At 35.0% G+C, this 16,114-nt stretch carries 15 protein-coding genes; 6 read left to right on the top strand and 9 right to left on the bottom strand.

Going from position 1 to position 16,114, the window contains the following annotated elements; translation table 11 throughout:
- Nucleotides 1–14 precede the first annotated feature (14 nt).
- From HYN56_RS18950 to HYN56_RS18910, 9 genes are all read right to left on the bottom strand, one after another.
- Nucleotides 15–731: an anaerobic ribonucleoside-triphosphate reductase activating protein gene (locus tag HYN56_RS18950; protein WP_109193608.1), complete on the bottom strand. Its 717-nt coding sequence runs from the start codon at nt 729–731 to the stop codon at nt 15–17.
- Entirely contained in the window at nt 685–852 is a 168-nt protein-coding gene (gene nrdD, locus HYN56_RS25285; protein WP_109193607.1) for an anaerobic ribonucleoside-triphosphate reductase, read from the bottom strand. The genes HYN56_RS18950 and nrdD overlap by 47 nt, the downstream gene beginning before the upstream one ends.
- Complete coding sequence (locus tag HYN56_RS18940) at nt 833–2,956, bottom strand: ribonucleoside triphosphate reductase (RefSeq protein ID WP_109193606.1); 2,124 nt, start codon at nt 2,954–2,956, stop codon at nt 833–835. Before HYN56_RS18940 ends, nrdD begins: the two co-directional genes overlap by 20 nt.
- Nucleotides 2,957–2,970: 14 nt before the next feature.
- Nucleotides 2,971–3,702 (bottom strand): iron-sulfur cluster repair di-iron protein, encoded by a 732-nt coding sequence (gene ric, locus HYN56_RS18935; protein WP_109194868.1) that lies wholly within the window; start codon nt 3,700–3,702, stop codon nt 2,971–2,973.
- Between the two features lie 23 nt (nt 3,703–3,725).
- Nucleotides 3,726–5,237, bottom strand: coding sequence for an L-aspartate oxidase (gene nadB / locus HYN56_RS18930; protein WP_109193605.1), 1,512 nt, complete (start codon nt 5,235–5,237; stop codon nt 3,726–3,728).
- A gap of 33 nt (nt 5,238–5,270) precedes the next feature.
- Nucleotides 5,271–6,203 carry a quinolinate synthase NadA gene (gene nadA / locus HYN56_RS18925; RefSeq protein ID WP_109193604.1) on the bottom strand — a complete coding sequence of 311 codons (933 nt, stop codon included), beginning with the start codon at nt 6,201–6,203 and terminating at the stop codon, nt 5,271–5,273.
- A gap of 149 nt (nt 6,204–6,352) precedes the next feature.
- Entirely contained in the window at nt 6,353–8,350 is a 1,998-nt protein-coding gene (locus tag HYN56_RS18920; protein WP_240622586.1) for a TonB-copper family protein, read from the bottom strand.
- A 60-nt stretch (nt 8,351–8,410) separates the two neighbouring features.
- Nucleotides 8,411–9,256: a hypothetical protein gene (locus HYN56_RS18915; RefSeq protein ID WP_109193602.1), complete on the bottom strand. Its 846-nt coding sequence runs from the start codon at nt 9,254–9,256 to the stop codon at nt 8,411–8,413.
- Nucleotides 9,257–9,331: 75 nt separating this feature from the next.
- A complete protein-coding gene (locus HYN56_RS18910) occupies nt 9,332–9,700 on the bottom strand; it encodes a hypothetical protein (protein WP_240622585.1) in 369 nt (122 codons plus the stop codon).
- A 127-nt stretch (nt 9,701–9,827) separates the two neighbouring features.
- Between HYN56_RS18910 and HYN56_RS18905 the strand changes: the two genes are divergently transcribed.
- From HYN56_RS18905 to HYN56_RS18880, 6 genes are all read left to right on the top strand, one after another.
- Nucleotides 9,828–10,304, top strand: coding sequence for a c-type cytochrome (locus HYN56_RS18905; RefSeq protein ID WP_109193600.1), 477 nt, complete (start codon nt 9,828–9,830; stop codon nt 10,302–10,304).
- Nucleotides 10,305–10,336: 32 nt separating this feature from the next.
- Nucleotides 10,337–12,310, top strand: a complete 1,974-nt coding sequence (gene nosZ / locus HYN56_RS18900; protein ID WP_205727626.1) for a Sec-dependent nitrous-oxide reductase — start codon at nt 10,337–10,339, stop codon at nt 12,308–12,310.
- A gap of 90 nt (nt 12,311–12,400) precedes the next feature.
- The gene (locus tag HYN56_RS18895) at nt 12,401–13,366 is read left to right on the top strand and encodes a nitrous oxide reductase accessory protein NosL (RefSeq protein ID WP_109194867.1); all 966 of its coding nucleotides are present in this window, start codon (nt 12,401–12,403) and stop codon (nt 13,364–13,366) included.
- A 28-nt stretch (nt 13,367–13,394) separates the two neighbouring features.
- Nucleotides 13,395–14,627: a nitrous oxide reductase family maturation protein NosD gene (locus tag HYN56_RS18890; RefSeq protein WP_109193598.1), complete on the top strand. Its 1,233-nt coding sequence runs from the start codon at nt 13,395–13,397 to the stop codon at nt 14,625–14,627.
- The gene (locus HYN56_RS18885; protein ID WP_109193597.1) at nt 14,624–15,346 is read left to right on the top strand and encodes an ABC transporter ATP-binding protein; all 723 of its coding nucleotides are present in this window, start codon (nt 14,624–14,626) and stop codon (nt 15,344–15,346) included. Before HYN56_RS18890 ends, HYN56_RS18885 begins: the two co-directional genes overlap by 4 nt.
- Complete coding sequence (locus HYN56_RS18880) at nt 15,330–16,097, top strand: ABC transporter permease subunit (RefSeq protein WP_109193596.1); 768 nt, start codon at nt 15,330–15,332, stop codon at nt 16,095–16,097. The genes HYN56_RS18885 and HYN56_RS18880 overlap by 17 nt, the downstream gene beginning before the upstream one ends.
- Nucleotides 16,098–16,114 lie beyond the last annotated feature (17 nt).

Genomic DNA, 16,114 nt, shown 5'->3' with positions numbered 1-16,114 from the left:
TTTTTTGATAGAAATTATTCCCTAAAAACAATTTTTATTTTTGAAGTGGAATAATTCTTTAATCTTATTTCTTTATGGGAATCATTTAATTTTGAAAGCGTTGGCACATTATTCATAAAATGCTGCACATAATAATTGCCTTCAAAATTTTGTGTTTCGAGGTATTCGATCATTTGAACAAAATCGGTTTCCGTAATTAAGGAAGAATGAAAAGTAGTCCGAATTTCAAACGGAATATTAGACTGAATTAAAAGTTTCAGACTTTCTTCAAATGGAGAAAATAAGCCTGATTGCGTTATCTTTTTAAAGGTATGAGGAAGACTTTTATAATCTAACGCGACATAATCAATTAATTGATCATGAATCAGGCTGTTCAGTACTTTAGGGGTAGAGCCGTTTGTATCTATTTTAACGGCAAATCCCATTGTTTTGATTTCTTTGATAAAAGAAATGATATTTTTAGAAAGCGTACACTCTCCGCCGCTTAATACCACGCCATCCAATAATCGTTTTCGGGTTTTAAGGAAAGAAAGGATGGAGTCAAAATCCATTTTTCCTTTTCCCAAAACAATTTCAGGATTATAGCAGTATAAACACCGCATGTTACAGCCCGCAAACCACACAATGCAGGCTGTTTTATGCGGATAATCTAATAAAGTAAAAGGCGTGAGGCTATAGATTACTTTAGTAGATAATTGCTTCTTCGAAATGTGTACGCTGTTGGTGTTCACCTTTTTTTCCTATGTTAAAACTTTCTACGGGTCTGTGATAACCCATTACTCGTGTGTAAACGAGACATTTGCTTCTTTTGTTATTATTCTCGGCTAGTATTTTATGCGTTTTTGTTTTCATAAGCTAAGTGTTTTTGGTTGTTGGCATGAAGCAATTCTTCATCGCATTTTGGACAATATTCGTGTTCTCCGTTCAAATATCCATGAACAGGGCAGATGCTAAAGACAGGCGTTACGGTTATATAAGGCAGTTTAAAGTTGGTTAAAACCTTTTTTACAAAATTTTTACAGGCTTCAGGACTGCTTATCTTTTCTCTCATATAAAGATGTAAAACGGTACCACCAGTATATTTGCATTGTAATTCATCCTGAAGCAATAAGGCTTCAAAAGGATCTTCGGTATAATCTACCGGAATTTGTGAACTATTCGTATAGTAAATGTGCTTGTCGTGTCCCGCTTGCAGAATCTCTGGAAAACGTTTTTTATCTTCTTTTGCAAAACGATAGGTTGTACCTTCGGCTGGTGTTGCTTCCAGATTATAAAGATTTCCCGTTTCTTCCTGAAATTCTTTCATTCGCAATCGGATGTAATCTAGAATTTCGGTAGCAAAATGAATTCCCGAATTGTCAGTTATATTTTGTTTTCCTTCGGTAAAATTGATTACCATTTCATTCATTCCGTTTACGCCAATGGTCGAAAAATGATTCTTGAAATGCTTTAAATAACGTTGTGTATAAGGATATAAACCACGGTCATACATTTCCTGTATAAACTTTCTTTTTTTCTCTAAAGTCGATTTTGCAATGGTCAATAATTCATCTAAATGTGCAAACAAATTAATGATATTTCCTTTATGCAAATAACCCAAACGCGCCATGTTGATAGTCACAACTCCAATGCTTCCCGTCATTTCTGCACTTCCAAAAAGTCCGTTGCCGCGTTTTAATAATTCTCTTAGATCAAGCTGTAATCTGCAGCACATACTTCTTACAGCGTTGGGTTTATAAGCGTCGGGATTTTCAATTCGGTTTCCATTATCATCCAAAAGATATTGGCTTCCAATAAAATTCTGAAAATAAGACGAACCAATTTTAGCCGTGTTTTCAAATAACAAATCCACGTTTTCGCCATTCCAGTCAAAATCTTCTGTGATATTAACTGTTGGAATAGGAAAGGTAAACGGCTGTCCATTGGCATCACCTTCAGTCATAATCGTATAATAAGCTTTGTTGATGAGATTCATTTCTGTTTGAAAATCAGCATACTTTAGATTCTCTAATTTGGAAACGCCTCTTTTTTGAGCCTCGTGAATCAGATTTTCATCCGTAACATTCAAAAACAAATGCAGATCATTTTTCGTCGGAATTTGTTCTTTTAAATCATCTGGTACATTCCAGTCCAGCGTAATATTCGTAAAAGGTGACTGACCCCAACGTGCCGGAACATTCAGATTATAAACAAAACTTCTAACGGTTTTTAAAACCTCATCATAAGTAAGCTGATCTTTAAAAACATAAGGGGCCAGATAAGTATCAAAAGAACTGAATGCCTGAGCGCCTGCCCATTCGCTTTGCAAAATTCCCAGAAAATTAGCCATTTGTCCCAATGCTTCTCTAAAATGAGAAGGAGGTCTGCTCTCGACACGGCCGCGCACGCCGTTAAATCCTTCGTTCAAGAGCATGCGCAGGCTCCACCCGGCGCAGTATCCGGTAAGACAATCCAAATCATGGATATGTATGTCGCCATTCCTATGAGCAGAACCTTCTTCTTTATTGTATATTTTATCCAGCCAATAATTGGCGATTACTTTTCCCGCGGTATTACTGACAAGTCCCGCGTTTGAATACGAAATATTCGCATTCGCATTAATTCGCCAATCTGACTGGTTGATGTATTCTTCTACAGTCTGTGTACTGTCTATGAAAGTGGTGTCATCGTTTAATCCGTTAACATGTTCTCGCTGTAATTTTCTGGTATGTCTATAGATGATAAACGAACGCATGGTTTGGAAATAGCCATTTTCAAAAAGCACCCTTTCGATCATGTCCTGAATTTCTTCTACAGGCCACGAATACTTTACCTCAAGACCGGAAAGGACAATTTTATAGATTTTTTTATCAAAAGTTTTATTGACACTTTGAAAAGCTTTTTGAATCGCGTCATGAATTTTATAAGCCTCAAAAGGTTTATAATCTCCATTGCGTTTAATGACGTATTTTTCCATGGTTTATTCTTAATTTAGGACACTTTTTCAAAAGTTTTTTCGAGTTCAATGGCTTTTGGGAATAAAATATTATTCTCCATGTGAATGTGTTTTTTCAAATCTTTATCAAATTCTTCGAGCATGGCAAAAGCAGCTTTGTAGGTTGTGCAAGATTCAACAGGTGGCGTATAATTATTGGTTAAAGCCGCAATTCTTTTGAAACGCTGTCCTTCGGTAATATGATCTTCTCTTAAGCTTGTTATCGGATTTTCGATACTGAAAAAAGCAGGCATTTCAAACGGAGTTCCTTTACTTTGAGCCGATTTCATTTTTTTGATAAAAGGAAAAACAATCAATTCTTCTCTTTTCATATGAGCCGTCAAATCCAAAGCCGATTTAGAGAAAATAGTATGTATTTCATGGAGTTCCGGATGGATTGCACCATGAACACCGCACAATTTGGTTAGATATTGAATAATAATCGGCGCTTTTTCTTCAATATATCGATGATGCGTTTTGGTAATATAATCTGCAATCATATCCGCAGGCCAAGATTTATAATCAAAAGACTGATTGACAGAACTGTTTCTGGCTTTTTCGATATGTTCGATAAGCTCACTTTCTTCGATATCTCTTTTTTTACATACTTCCTCAATAGTTCGATATCCTTTACAGCAAAAATCGATGTGGTATTTCGTGAAAATTGCCGCTGTTCTAAAATCATCTGCTACAATTTCGCCAATCGTGGTTTTATTTGTTAGTTTCATATTAGTGGGGGGATTTATTGGTTTCAGCACATTTCTTTGTTTGATGCCTTGCATTGTTTAACAATGATTAAAGACACTGCAATCATATTTGAAAATTCTATAAACGGAATTGTAATTTCGTGTGTTTGTGTAAGCGAAACAGCATAATTATGAAGCTCTTTTATTTTTTCAAAAGTCAAATCGGCATCACGTTCTTCGTTGGTATAAAAAGCTGTAACTAGTTTTTGCAATTCTTTTTTCAATATTTCAAAAGCCAGATAATCATCAACCTGATGTGCTTTTGGAAACTTTGGTATTAAAATTCTGTTGGAAAAAAGGAATCCGGCAATGGTTCTATCCACATTCTCCGAAGCTTGATGCGCAAATACCAAAGCCTCTAAAAGCGAATTGGAAGCCAAACGGTTTTTTCCATGAAGTCCTGTTCTTGCACATTCTCCTATAGCATACAGATTTGGAATAGCTGTTGTTCCATTTTGATCTACTTTTATTCCGCCGCATTGATAATGTGCTGCAGGAACAATTGGAATTAAATCTTTTTCAGGTTTAATCCCGAGTTCATTACAATGTGCTGCAATTATGGGGAAATTGGCGTAAAATTCAGCTTTGTTTAAATGTCTGCAATCCAGGTAAACGTGATCTTTTCCGCTTAAACGAAGTTCTTTACTGATGGCACTTGATACCATATCGCGTGTAGCCAGCTCGCCCCGAATGTCATATTTAAATAAAAACCTTTTTTTGTCTTCGTTTACAATATGAGCACCAAAACCTCTTACCGCTTCGGAGATTAGAAACAACGGATTCTCTTTACTGGTATATAAAGCTGTTGGATGAAACTGAATGTATTGCATATCCACAATTTCTGCACCTGCGCGTGCTGCCATTGCAAGTCCGTCTCCGGTTGCGATTTTTGGATTGGTAGTGTTTTCAAAAAGCTGTCCGCATCCTCCTGTGCTTAAAACAACTGTTCGTGTTCTGATGTATTTTATTCTATTGTGTTTTTTATCATAAAAGAAAACACCTGTACAAGTCGTTTTATTTTTTCTGGTTTCGGTATTCAGATCAATAACCATATGATTTTCCCAAAGTTCAATGTTGGGCATTTTTCGGATTATTTTGAGCAGTTTACGCTCAATTTCCAATCCGGAACTGTCTTTATGATGTAGTATTCTATGTTGTGAATGCCCGCCTTCCAAACCTAAATTCCATCGGCCTTTTTCATCTTTGTCAAATGAAGTTCCAATTTCAATTAATTCTTTAAGTCTTTCTGGAGCTTGCGTAATGACCATATTAACGATTTCTCTATCGCAAAGTCCGCCTCCGGAACGAAGCGTATCATGTATATGTTTGTTAAAACTATCTTTTATAAGATCTGTCACTACTGCAATGCCACCTTGTGCAAGCTGTGTATTGGTATTTCTGGCTGCTTCTTTAGTCATTATAACAATAGATAAATCTGGGCGTTTTTGAGCCGTTTTCATGGCGAAAAATAATCCCGAAATACCTGAACCGATGATTAATATATCTGTTGTAAGCATGTTATTTTGATTTAGAGTTATTGCAATTTTTTTTTAAGATAATTGAAGCATTTTTTCAATTGGTTTTAAGGCTTCAATTCTCAGTTCTTCTGTTACCAGCATTTCTGGACTTTCATTTTTAAGACACAAATACAGTTTTTCCAATGTATTCATTTTCATGAAAGCACATTCGCTGCAGGCACAGCTATTGTCTTCTGTGGAAGGAGCCGGAATCAGCGTCTTGTTCGGTACAGCTTTTGAAAGCTCATGCAGGATACCGGCTTCTGTAGCCACAATGTAAACGGCAGCAGGATCCGTTTTAATGAAATTAATAATACCCGAGGTAGAGCCGATGAAATGCGCTGCTTTTAAAATATGACTTTCTGACTCTGGGTGGGCTGCAATTTTTGCAGTCGGATTTTTGTTGTATAATTCGATTAGTTTGTCTAATGAAAAGGCTTCATGTACCACGCACGAGCCTTTCCATAAGACGAGTTCACGTTTGGTTTCCTTTTGAAGATAATTACCTAAATTTTCATCCGGTGCAAAAATGATTTTATGTTCGTCGGGTATCGATTCTATTATTTTTTTGGCATTCGCCGAAGTACAAACCAAATCGCTCATGGCTTTTATTTCGGCAGAACAGTTGATATAAGTTACCACTACATGATCAGGATATTGTGTTTTAAATTCGCTGAAATCTTTCGGATCACAGCCATCTGCAAGCGAACATCCGGCTTCCCAATCTGGCAGCAACACTTTTTTATTGGGATTCAAAATTTTGGCCGTTTCTGCCATAAAATGAACTCCCGCAAATACAATGATGTCTGCATTGGTATTTTGTGCTTTTTTAGCCAATTCAAGACTGTCCCCAATAAAATCTGCTATTTCCTGAATGTTCTCATCTTGATAATAATGAGCCAGAATAACAGCTTTTTTTTCCTGTTTCAATCGGGTTATTTCTTGTATTAGAAAGTTCTTATCCATTTTTATAATCTTAATAAAATGTTGGTTTGGAAGTGCTTTTAAGCATATAATTTTAATAGGGTAAATGTATTATCATCATTTCTTTCAAAACATGATTCAAATCATACTGTTTTATATTTGTTTTTATATGTTAACCTTGAGAATTAATTTTAATTAAAAGAAAAATTGAGATTTACAAAGATATTTCGTCCCATTCGCGGAATTTTATTCCAGTCGGCATAAGTGGTGTAATATTTGTCAAAAATGTTTTCTACACCAGTTTGTATTTTTAATTTGTTTTGGCTCCAATTGAAAGTATAGCCTGCATTAATTCCAAAAATGACATAATCTGGGGTTTTAGTTTGCCCGTACACTTTTGCAAATTCATTTTGAGCCAGATTTCCTAAAGCATTAATTCCAGCATTGAAATTTTCTTTCTTAAAATCGATTCCAGCGCTGTATTTAATTGGACTTATAAATGGAAGATTATTTCCTTCATGATCTTTTCCTGAACTATAAGTAAGCTGAGATTTGAATTGCCAATTTTCTAGAAAATCGTAAGTCAGATTAAAATCGGTATTGAATATTTTGGCATTATCTATAGCCTCATATCTTTTTACCCCAGAAGCACCAATAGTCATAGGAAGCGTATTTGGATCAATTTTACCTATTATGTAGTTTGAAAAATAGAAATACGAACCCGTAATTTTTGCTGATAATTGCGATGTTTTATAGCCAATTGAAAAGTTTCCTTCAAGAGCATTTTCATTTTTTAGATTTGGATTTCCGATATAATCATAAAAATCACTGCTGTTATACAGATAAAATCCATAGCCTTCAGAAACAGAAGGAGCTCTTTCGGCGTAAGCCAAACCAAATCCGAATTCAAATTGCCCTTCATTTTTGGTGTAATTTGTAGCAAAGCTTTTTAGAAAACGGTTTTTTGAAGCATCCATATCAGGATAAAAAATGCGAAGACTCGCTAAACCAAAATCATTTGCTACGGTATTATTTTGGAATCCGAGATTTGCACCAATTCTCAGATGATCTTTTTCGGAAATAGTAATATTATCTTCTAAAGACAATCCGTTATATAATGTTCTAACATCTGGCCATGTATACATAAACATGAGGTTTTCTTTTGGATTTGTCGGATACATGGTCATCTCTGCAATGGACTTATTGTAAAAGCCGTTCAAGTCAGCTAGAAAATTATGGTTTTTAATTTTTCCTTTAATTCTCGAGTAATAACCATAAGTATCAGACCATCCAGGCATATCCATGTGTATCGGTACGGTTGGTCTTTTGGTATCGTCCATTTTATGAGTTATAGAATTGTAATATCCTTTTGTTTCCCAATTTGTTATCAGGCGTGATTTTGGCACATATTTATAACTTAGAGATACAATTTTAGCTTCGGCTAAAGAAACATCCATAGGAAGGGCAGGGTAGCCCACATTTGTTGCTTTGTCATTAATTACAGAAGCTTCCAATAGATTTTGTTTGTTTATAAAATAACCTGCAGTAGCAGAAATATTGTATTTTGTAAATTGAGAAAAAGGGATTTCTTTATTGTCACCTGCTTTATAATTATCGGCATCACGATGCATAAAATCGATATGAGTATAAAATTGAGAATCATTGTACCCTAAAGAAGCTCCAATAATTTTTTGAAAATTATTGCTTTCAAAGCCAGAATTTAAACTGCCGTTCCAGCCTGTATTTTTATCATTAAACTGATTGCGTTTTAAATCGACAGATCCGCCAATTCCTGCACCATGACAGCTTGCTTGCTGTCCAGATGCTACGCTGGCTTCGGCCAAATTTGAAACCTCTACATAAGAAGTAATCGGATCCATTTTGTCGGTACACGCGCCAAATATGCGCATTCCGTCAATCGTAATCACGGTGCGTTCTGTAGCCATGTTATTTATAACAGGTTCCCATGCATAAGCACCTCTTTTAATCATATTAACTTTTGATGATTTTGAGAGATATTCTTCTACAGAGGTTAATGATTTTGATTGTTTTAGATGTAAAGAAGGTTTACTTCCAATGACAATTATTTCGTTAAGCTTTACGGTTTCTAGACTATCATTTGGTTTTTCCTGCGCCCAGCATATTGTTGAAAATACAGCCAAGAAGGTTGCTGTTAGATTTTTCATCATTTCATACTTTAATAGAAAGAGACAAATTGTGTTATGCCTCTTTCTTGTTATTTTTTAGACTTAAAATTCAATCTCAAAATAAAGACTGCTTGACGGATTGTCTGTTGTAACAGGTTCACCTTTTAGAACTTCATCTTTTTCATTATATACCTGAAGGTTTATTTTCCAGTATCCTGTCATGGTCAAAGAAAGTTTTCCTTTATAAAAACTATTAGTTTCAGATTGAAGCAAATCAGTGTTATTAGGAGAACCGTGATTTCCCATGCTTGGCATTCTTGGATCGATTTTAACTTTGAAATTGTTTACAGCATCAAAATTCATCATATCCTTCATTTTGTAAATTCCTACTGTCATGTCGTTTATAGCGACTTTTGGAGAAGATGGTGCGACATAGGCAATTACGTAATTGTTTCCGTCGCTTCCTTTAAAAGAGCTTACAGTTCGTTTTGCCGATGCAGGAACATTTATTTTGTCAGTTGCGGTGTAGCTTGCGCCATTAATTTTGTATGTAATGCTTAGTTCCCAATATTCCGTTTCGTTTTGCGCCATTTGGAAAATGATATCTCCTTCAAATACCGTTTTCTTGTCCATTTTTTCTACTTCAGATCTTGGACAAGAGTGCTGCATCATAGCCATGTGCATTAACGGTGTCCAATTGATTTCGGCATCTGTAATATAAGTGCTGGTTTTCTTGTCTTTTATTCGAAGTGAAATATGATTGTATCCCTGAACCAAAGAACCAGTTGATGAATACAATTCTATAATATGAGTGTCATTTGCGATTTCCTGTATTTTATGTAGTCCGCTTGTTTCATCTACTGGAATTGAAGAAGAATCGTCATCAGAAGAGCAAGCTAATGAGGTAATTGCTAGAAATAAAATGGCTGTGTATTTTAAAATTTTCATAAGATTTTAATTTAAATAATGATAATAAAAGGTCTGTCGAATGAATTCGATAGGAGGAAAAGAATGAAATAAAAATCAAATGAAAATCGGAGGGCGGAAGATGTTGATGGCCTCTAAATGAGAATATAAGTTGTTATAAAATGCATTTACTATAAAAGTAGAAACTCTATTTTTTTCAAAAGAGAATACTGGGATTTGTACCATAAACAGAATCACAGTTTCTGCTGTTTCACTTTTCTTTTCGTTAGAAGCTGGCGTATCGTTTTTATAGCTTTTTGCCAGTTCTTTTTTCAAATGACATTTTCCGTTACAATGAAGTTCGGGAGCATTTTTGTTTTCGCATAATTCAGTTGCGATGTAATGGTAGTTGACCACATAATCCAGAAATGGAAATGCTGGGCGAAATACCACTGCAAATAAAAATATGTAAACACAAAACTTCATTGCTTGTTGATTTTTGAGAATACGAAGGTATTATGAACTTTTTTTTGAGGATATGATTGCAATCATACTTTACTAAAAACAAGTTTTAGAATTTTGATCAAAAGTTTAACAAGTAAAAAACAAAGTAATGAACAGATTATTTTTATTAACCATGTTTGGTTTTGCCCTGCTCACATCATGCGGGAAAGAAAAGTCAAACACCGATCAGGATTTTTCTACTCCAGCTGCAGCTGAGAAAACAGCTGATGCAGAATCTTACGATCCAAAAAGAGGTCTTGGGAAGTATGAAACAGTTGAATTAGGAGCTTCTTTAGATAAAGCATTAGCTGAAAAAGGGCTTAAAACTGCTGAAGTAAAATGCACTTCTTGTCATAAACCAACAGATGAAAAATTAGTTGGTCCTGGATGGAAAGGGGTAACAAAAAGAAGAACACCGCAATGGATCATGAATTTTATTACCAATCCAGATCCAATGATTGACAAAGATCCAGAATTGCAGGCACAATTAGAGCTTTGCATGATTCGTATGCCTAATCAGGGATTAACAGAAGATGAAGCAAGATCTATTTTGGAATATATGCGCCAGAATGATGGAGTGAAATAATTAAAAGGAATCAAAATCTAAATAATAGCCTTATGAAAAATAAATTTTTAAAATCGATTTTCGTTGTTACGTTAGGGTGTGCTTTGTTTGTTTCGTGCAAACCGAAAGATTCTACAGATGCTGTTGAAGGCGATGCTGCCCAAAAAGTGTATGTAGCACCCGGAAAATATGATGAATTCTATAACTTTGTATCTGGCGGTTTTAGCGGTCAGGTCAGTGTTTACGGACTTCCGAGCGGAAGATTGCTAAAGGTAATGCCTGTGTTTTCTGAAGATCCACAAAGCGGTTACGGTTACAGTGAAGAAACAAAACCAATGTTGAATACCTCTCATGGTTATGTACCTTGGGATGACCAGCATCACTTGGATTTATCGCAAACAAATGGAGAAGTAGACGGACGATGGATTTTCGCTAATGCGAATAATACGCCACGTATTGCACGTATTGACTTGAAAACGTTTAGAACTGCCGAAATTATTGAGCTTCCAAACTGTGCGGGTAATCACTCTTCACCATTTATTACGGAGAACACAGAATATGTAGTAGGAGCAAGTCGTTTTAGTGTGCCACCAGATAATGATAATGGCGATGTGCCTATTAATACGTACAAGAAAAACTTTAAAGGATATCTTAGTTTCGTAAAAATTGGTAAAGAAGGTCAATTGGATCTTTCTTTCCAAATCGTTGCTCCAGGTGTGAATTTTGATCTTAGCCACCCAGGAAAAAAAGAATCTCACGGATGGTTTTTCTTCTCTTGCTATAATACAGAACAAGCCAATACCTTATTGGAAGTTAATGCTTCTAAAAATGACAAGGATTTTATCATGGCGGTAAACTGGAAAAAAGCAGAAGAATATATTAAAGCTGGAAAAGGAAAACGAATTCCTGCAAAATATGCCCACAATACTTGGGATGAAAAAACTCAAAGTGCTAAATCTGTAATCATGAATGAGGTTTTAACTCTAGATGCTTCAGAATTGAAAGATATCTGTTATATGATTCCTTGTCCGAAATCGCCACACGGCTGTGATATAGATCCAACAGGAGAATATATTATCGGAAGTGGAAAATTGGCAGCTTTGATTCCGGTGTTTAGTTTCACAAAATTAAAAGATGCAATTGCTAAAAAACAATTTGATGGTGCTTATGCAGGAATTCCAGTTGTAAAATATGAAGCAGCACTTTATGGTGAAGTTCAAAAACCCGGTTTAGGGCCTCTTCATACAGAATTTGATGGAAAAGGAAATGCTTACACTACAATGTTCGTTTCATCTGAGGTTGTAAAATGGAATATTAAAGATCTAAAAGTTTTAGACAGAAAAGCAACGTATTATTCTCCTGGACACTTAATGGTTCCTGGTGGAAATACAGAAAAACCATTTGGAAAATACATGGTGGTTTATAACAAAATTACCAAAGATCGTTTCTTGCCAACTGGACCAGAATTAGCTCAAAGTGCACAGTTGTTTGATATTAGCGGAGAAAAAATGAAATTGCTTCTGGATTTCCCAACTATTGGAGAACCACACTACGCACAAGGTATTCCAGCAGATAAAGTTAGAAATAATGGACAGCTGAAATATTATGATATTGCAGCCAACAAACATCCTTTTGCGACTAAAGGTGAAAAAGAATCTAAAGTAGTTCGAGAAGGCAATAAGGTACATATTTATATGACTTGTATTCGTTCGCACTTTGCACCAGATAATATTGAAGGAATTCGTGTGGGAGATGAAGTTTATTTCCATGTCACCAACCTTGAGCAAGACTGGGATGTTCCTCACGGATTTGCTATAAAAGGTGCAAACAACGCCGAATTGCTAATCATGCCAGGAGAAACCTTAACATTAAAATGGGTTCCTGAGAAAAAAGGAATCTTCCCATTCTATTGTACAGACTTCTGCAGTGCATTGCACCAAGAAATGCAAGGTTATGTGCGAGTTTCGCCAGCAGGAAGCAACGTTCCGATTACTTACAGTGTAGGTACCAATTTACCAAAAGAATAGTCAGTAACCATAAGGGAACAAAGTATTCTTTGTTCCCTTTTATTTTGAATTATTATGAAAAATAAAAAACTATCCCCTTTTTCTAAAGTTATGCTATTTTTATCAGGGCTTTTATTAATTGGAGCTGTATTCTTTCCTATTTGGAAAATTGAACTTACGGCACCCCAATATCCTGAAGGTTTGGTATTAAAACTTCATGCTTCTAAGATTGCTGGTGATGTTGATATTATAAACGGATTGAATCATTATATTGGAATGAAAACTCTGCATACAGAAGATTTTATTGAGTTTAAAGTGCTACCGTTTATTCTTGTAGGATTAGGAATTGTTTCAATTGCTTGTGCATGGAAATCAAATAGAAAAGGACTCTTTGTATTCTTCTTTTCTTTTGTGCTGTTTGGAATATTATCTGCTTGCGATTTCTACAGATGGAATTATGAATACGGACATAATCTAGATCCGAATGCTGCTATTAGAGTTCCTGGAATGGCTTATCAGCCGCCAATGCTTGGATACAAACAATTATTAAATTTTGGCGCTTATTCAATTCCGGATATTGGAGGATGGATGCTAATTGTAGTTGGAGCTTTGCTATTTGCTGCTATTATAAAGGAAAAATATACTAAACCATCTGGTCGGCTCTTGGGCGTTTTGCTTGTTTGCACTTTTCTTTTTTCATGTTCTGGAGACAAACCTGTTCCTATTAAACTAAATACTGATAATTGTGATTTCTGTATGATGGGAATTAGTGACGGAAGACACGGAGCCGAAATTATTACGGAGAAAGGAAGGGCGTACAAGTTTGATGATATTGCTTGTATGGCACATTATTGTAAAGAGCATAAAGACACCAAAATAAAAGCATATTACGTACACGATTACGCCAATAATAATGAATTAATAAAGACAGAAAACGCTTTTTTTGTTTCGGGTGGCACGATAAAAAGTCCGATGAATGGAAATATTGCCGCTTTTTCTAACAAGAGTGAGGCAAAAGCTTTTGAAGCAGAATCAAAAGGAGTTGAAACAGAATGGACTGCAATTTTGAATAAATAAAATGCCGTCTTAATTAAAATATTAAATCATGAAATTTCATATTTGCCTTTCATTGCTATTGTTTTTTAATTGTCTCTGGTCTCAAAAGATTGAGGTAGGTTCAGATAAGTCAGTTAAAACAATTAAAAAGGCAATAGAACTTGCCAAATCTGGTGACACTATTATTGTCAATAAAGGCATTTATCGAGAAGGTAATATTATTATAGATAAAAAATTAATTCTACAAGGAAAAGGCTTGCCAGTTCTGGATGGACAGCAAAAATATGAAGTAGTTTCGATAAAAGCCGACAGCGTAATTTTCTCTGGGTTTAAAGTTATCAATTCAGGATATGCGTCCCTTAATGATCCCTGTGGAATTAAAATATATGATAAAATCGGAGTTGTCGTAAAAGACAATGTTCTAGATAATAATTTTTTCGGAATTTATGTTCAGAAAGGATCAAACTGCATCGTAAAAAACAATACCATAAAAGCCTATCAAAAAGAAGAACAGCGTATTGGCAACGGTATTCATTGCTGGAAAAGCGATAGCATGCAGATTATAGGAAATAGAATTTCGGGACATCGTGACGGAATTTATTTTGAGTTTGTTTCTAATTCTGTCATTTGGCGAAATGTATCTAAAGCCAACATTCGTTACGGATTACACTTTATGTTCTCCAATGATGATTCTTACATAGGCAATGTTTTTAAAAATAATGGAGCAGGAGTGGCGGTCATGTTTACCAAAAATGTAAAAATGTTCAACAATTATTTTGAAGAGAACTGGGGCGACGCTGCTTATGGTTTACTGCTCAAAGAAATTTCAGACAGCTATATTGTTGGAAATAAATTTATCCGCAATACTTCTGGAATTTATATGGAAGGAACAAGCCGTGTAAAATTGGAAAAGAACATTTTTAAAGACAATGGATGGGGAATGAAAGTGCAGGCAAGCTGTATGGATAATGAGATTTCGTTTAATAATTTTCTTTCCAATACTTTCGATATCAGTACTAACGGAAGTTTGGTTCTAAATCATTTCAATAATAATTATTGGGATAAATATGAAGGCTACGATTTAAATCGGGACGGAATTGGCGATGTGCCTTTTCATCCGCTGAGTCTTTTTGCTGTTATTACAGAAAACAATCCGTCGGCTATGCTTTTGTTTCGAAGTTTTATGATTACGCTTTTGGATAAATCAGAAAAAATCCTTCCGAGCATAACACCCGATAATTTTGTAGATGAATCTCCCGAAATGAAATCTCTCATATTATGATTACTTTAAAAAATATAAATAAAAAATTTGGCAGACTAGAGGTTTTGAAAGATGTAAACCTTGAGTTTAAAGCAGGAGAATGCATTGCGCTTATTGGTCCAAACGGCTGTGGAAAAACAACTTTGATAAAATCGATCTTAGGAATGGTATTGCCTGATAGTGGTGATATTTTACTTCATGAAGAATCTATTTTAAAGAAGTTTGAATATCGGAATAAAATAGGTTACATGCCACAAATTGGCCGTTATCCTGATAATATGACCATTTCTCAGATTATAGAAATGATCAAGCAGATTCGGAATTCGAAAAAAGAATTGGATGAGGATTTGATAAAAGCTTTTAAATTAGATAAAATGAGCGACAAACAAATGAGGACACTTTCTGGCGGAACAACGCAAAAAGTAAGTGCAACATTAGCTTTCCTTTTTAATCCTGATGTTTTAATTCTAGACGAACCGACTGCAGGACTAGATCCGTTGGCGGCCGAAATTTTGAAAGAGAAAATCATTAAAGAGAAAAACAAAGGAAAACTAATCTTGATCACTTCGCATTTATTGAGTGAATTAGATGATATGATTACTCAAATCATTTTTATGCAAGACGGAAAAGTACATTTTCATAAAACGATTAAAGATCTCTTGGAATCAACTGGAGAAAACAAAATTTCAAAATCTATTGCCACAATATTAAAAGAAAAACAGCATGAACAGAATAATTAAAATTGTCTTATTGGATATTCTTAAAAATAAGATTGTTGTGAGTTATGCTCTAATTCTAGCGCTGCTTTCTTGGGGATCTTTTATGCTTGAAGATAATACAGCTAAAGGTTTACTAACGATTTTGAACGTTATTTTATTCACAGTCCCACTAGTATCAATACTTTTTTCTACTATCTATATATACAATAGTTCAGAGTTTATAGAACTTTTGTTGAGCCAGCCTATCAAAAGAAAGAAAATCTGGATTAGTTTGTTTACAGGACTTTCTATAGCGATGCTTTTGGCTTTTTTTCTTGGAGCAGGAATTCCTCTTTTGGTAAATGCGCCAGGAATGGCAGGATTGATGATGGTTCTGTCTGGAAGTTTAATTTCTGTTGTTTTTGTGTCACTGGCTTTTTTGAGCTGTATTTTAACTCGAGATAAAGCAATGGGAATAGGTTTGGCCATTTTATTTTGGATGTATTTTGCCATATTGTTTGATGCTTTGGTGTTATTTCTTTTGTTTCAATTTGCAGAATATCCAATCGAAGAAGCGATGGTAGGAATTACAGCTTCAAGTCCGATTGATTTGGCTAGAATACAAATATTGCTGCATTTAGATCAATCTGCAATGATGGGTTATACAGGTGCTATTTTTAAAGATTTTTTCGGAACAACTATCGGGTTGGTGATTTCTTTTTTACTGCTTGTTTTGTGGATAGCAGTTCCGTTTTTAATTTCGGTTAGAAAATTTGACCGTAAGGATCTTTAATTTTTTATTATTTATTC

Origin of the sequence: Flavobacterium crocinum, assembly GCF_003122385.1 — a bacterium.
Taxonomy (GTDB): Bacteria; Bacteroidota; Bacteroidia; order Flavobacteriales; family Flavobacteriaceae; genus Flavobacterium; species Flavobacterium crocinum.
This window is presented reverse-complemented; position numbering and strand designations above follow the sequence as displayed.

Bases quoted from the DNA above. Each gene is read 5' to 3' on its own strand.
- HYN56_RS18880 (WP_109193596.1), top strand. From the start codon at position 15,330: ATGAACAGAATAATTAAAATTGTCTTATTGGATATTCTTAAAAATAAG.
- ric (WP_109194868.1), bottom strand. From the start codon at position 3,702: ATGAAACTAACAAATAAAACCACGATTGGCGAAATTGTAGCAGATGAT.
- HYN56_RS18885 (WP_109193597.1), top strand. From the start codon at position 14,624: ATGATTACTTTAAAAAATATAAATAAAAAATTTGGCAGACTAGAGGTT.
- HYN56_RS18910 (WP_240622585.1), bottom strand. From the start codon at position 9,700: ATGAAGTTTTGTGTTTACATATTTTTATTTGCAGTGGTATTTCGCCCA.
- HYN56_RS18915 (WP_109193602.1), bottom strand. From the start codon at position 9,256: ATGAAAATTTTAAAATACACAGCCATTTTATTTCTAGCAATTACCTCA.
- nosZ (WP_205727626.1), top strand. From the start codon at position 10,337: ATGAAAAATAAATTTTTAAAATCGATTTTCGTTGTTACGTTAGGGTGT.
- HYN56_RS18890 (WP_109193598.1), top strand. From the start codon at position 13,395: ATGAAATTTCATATTTGCCTTTCATTGCTATTGTTTTTTAATTGTCTC.
- HYN56_RS18905 (WP_109193600.1), top strand. From the start codon at position 9,828: ATGAACAGATTATTTTTATTAACCATGTTTGGTTTTGCCCTGCTCACA.
- HYN56_RS18940 (WP_109193606.1), bottom strand. From the start codon at position 2,956: ATGGAAAAATACGTCATTAAACGCAATGGAGATTATAAACCTTTTGAG.
- HYN56_RS18895 (WP_109194867.1), top strand. From the start codon at position 12,401: ATGCTATTTTTATCAGGGCTTTTATTAATTGGAGCTGTATTCTTTCCT.
- nadA (WP_109193604.1), bottom strand. From the start codon at position 6,203: ATGGATAAGAACTTTCTAATACAAGAAATAACCCGATTGAAACAGGAA.
- HYN56_RS18920 (WP_240622586.1), bottom strand. From the start codon at position 8,350: ATGATGAAAAATCTAACAGCAACCTTCTTGGCTGTATTTTCAACAATA.
- nadB (WP_109193605.1), bottom strand. From the start codon at position 5,237: ATGCTTACAACAGATATATTAATCATCGGTTCAGGTATTTCGGGATTA.
- nrdD (WP_109193607.1), bottom strand. From the start codon at position 852: ATGAAAACAAAAACGCATAAAATACTAGCCGAGAATAATAACAAAAGA.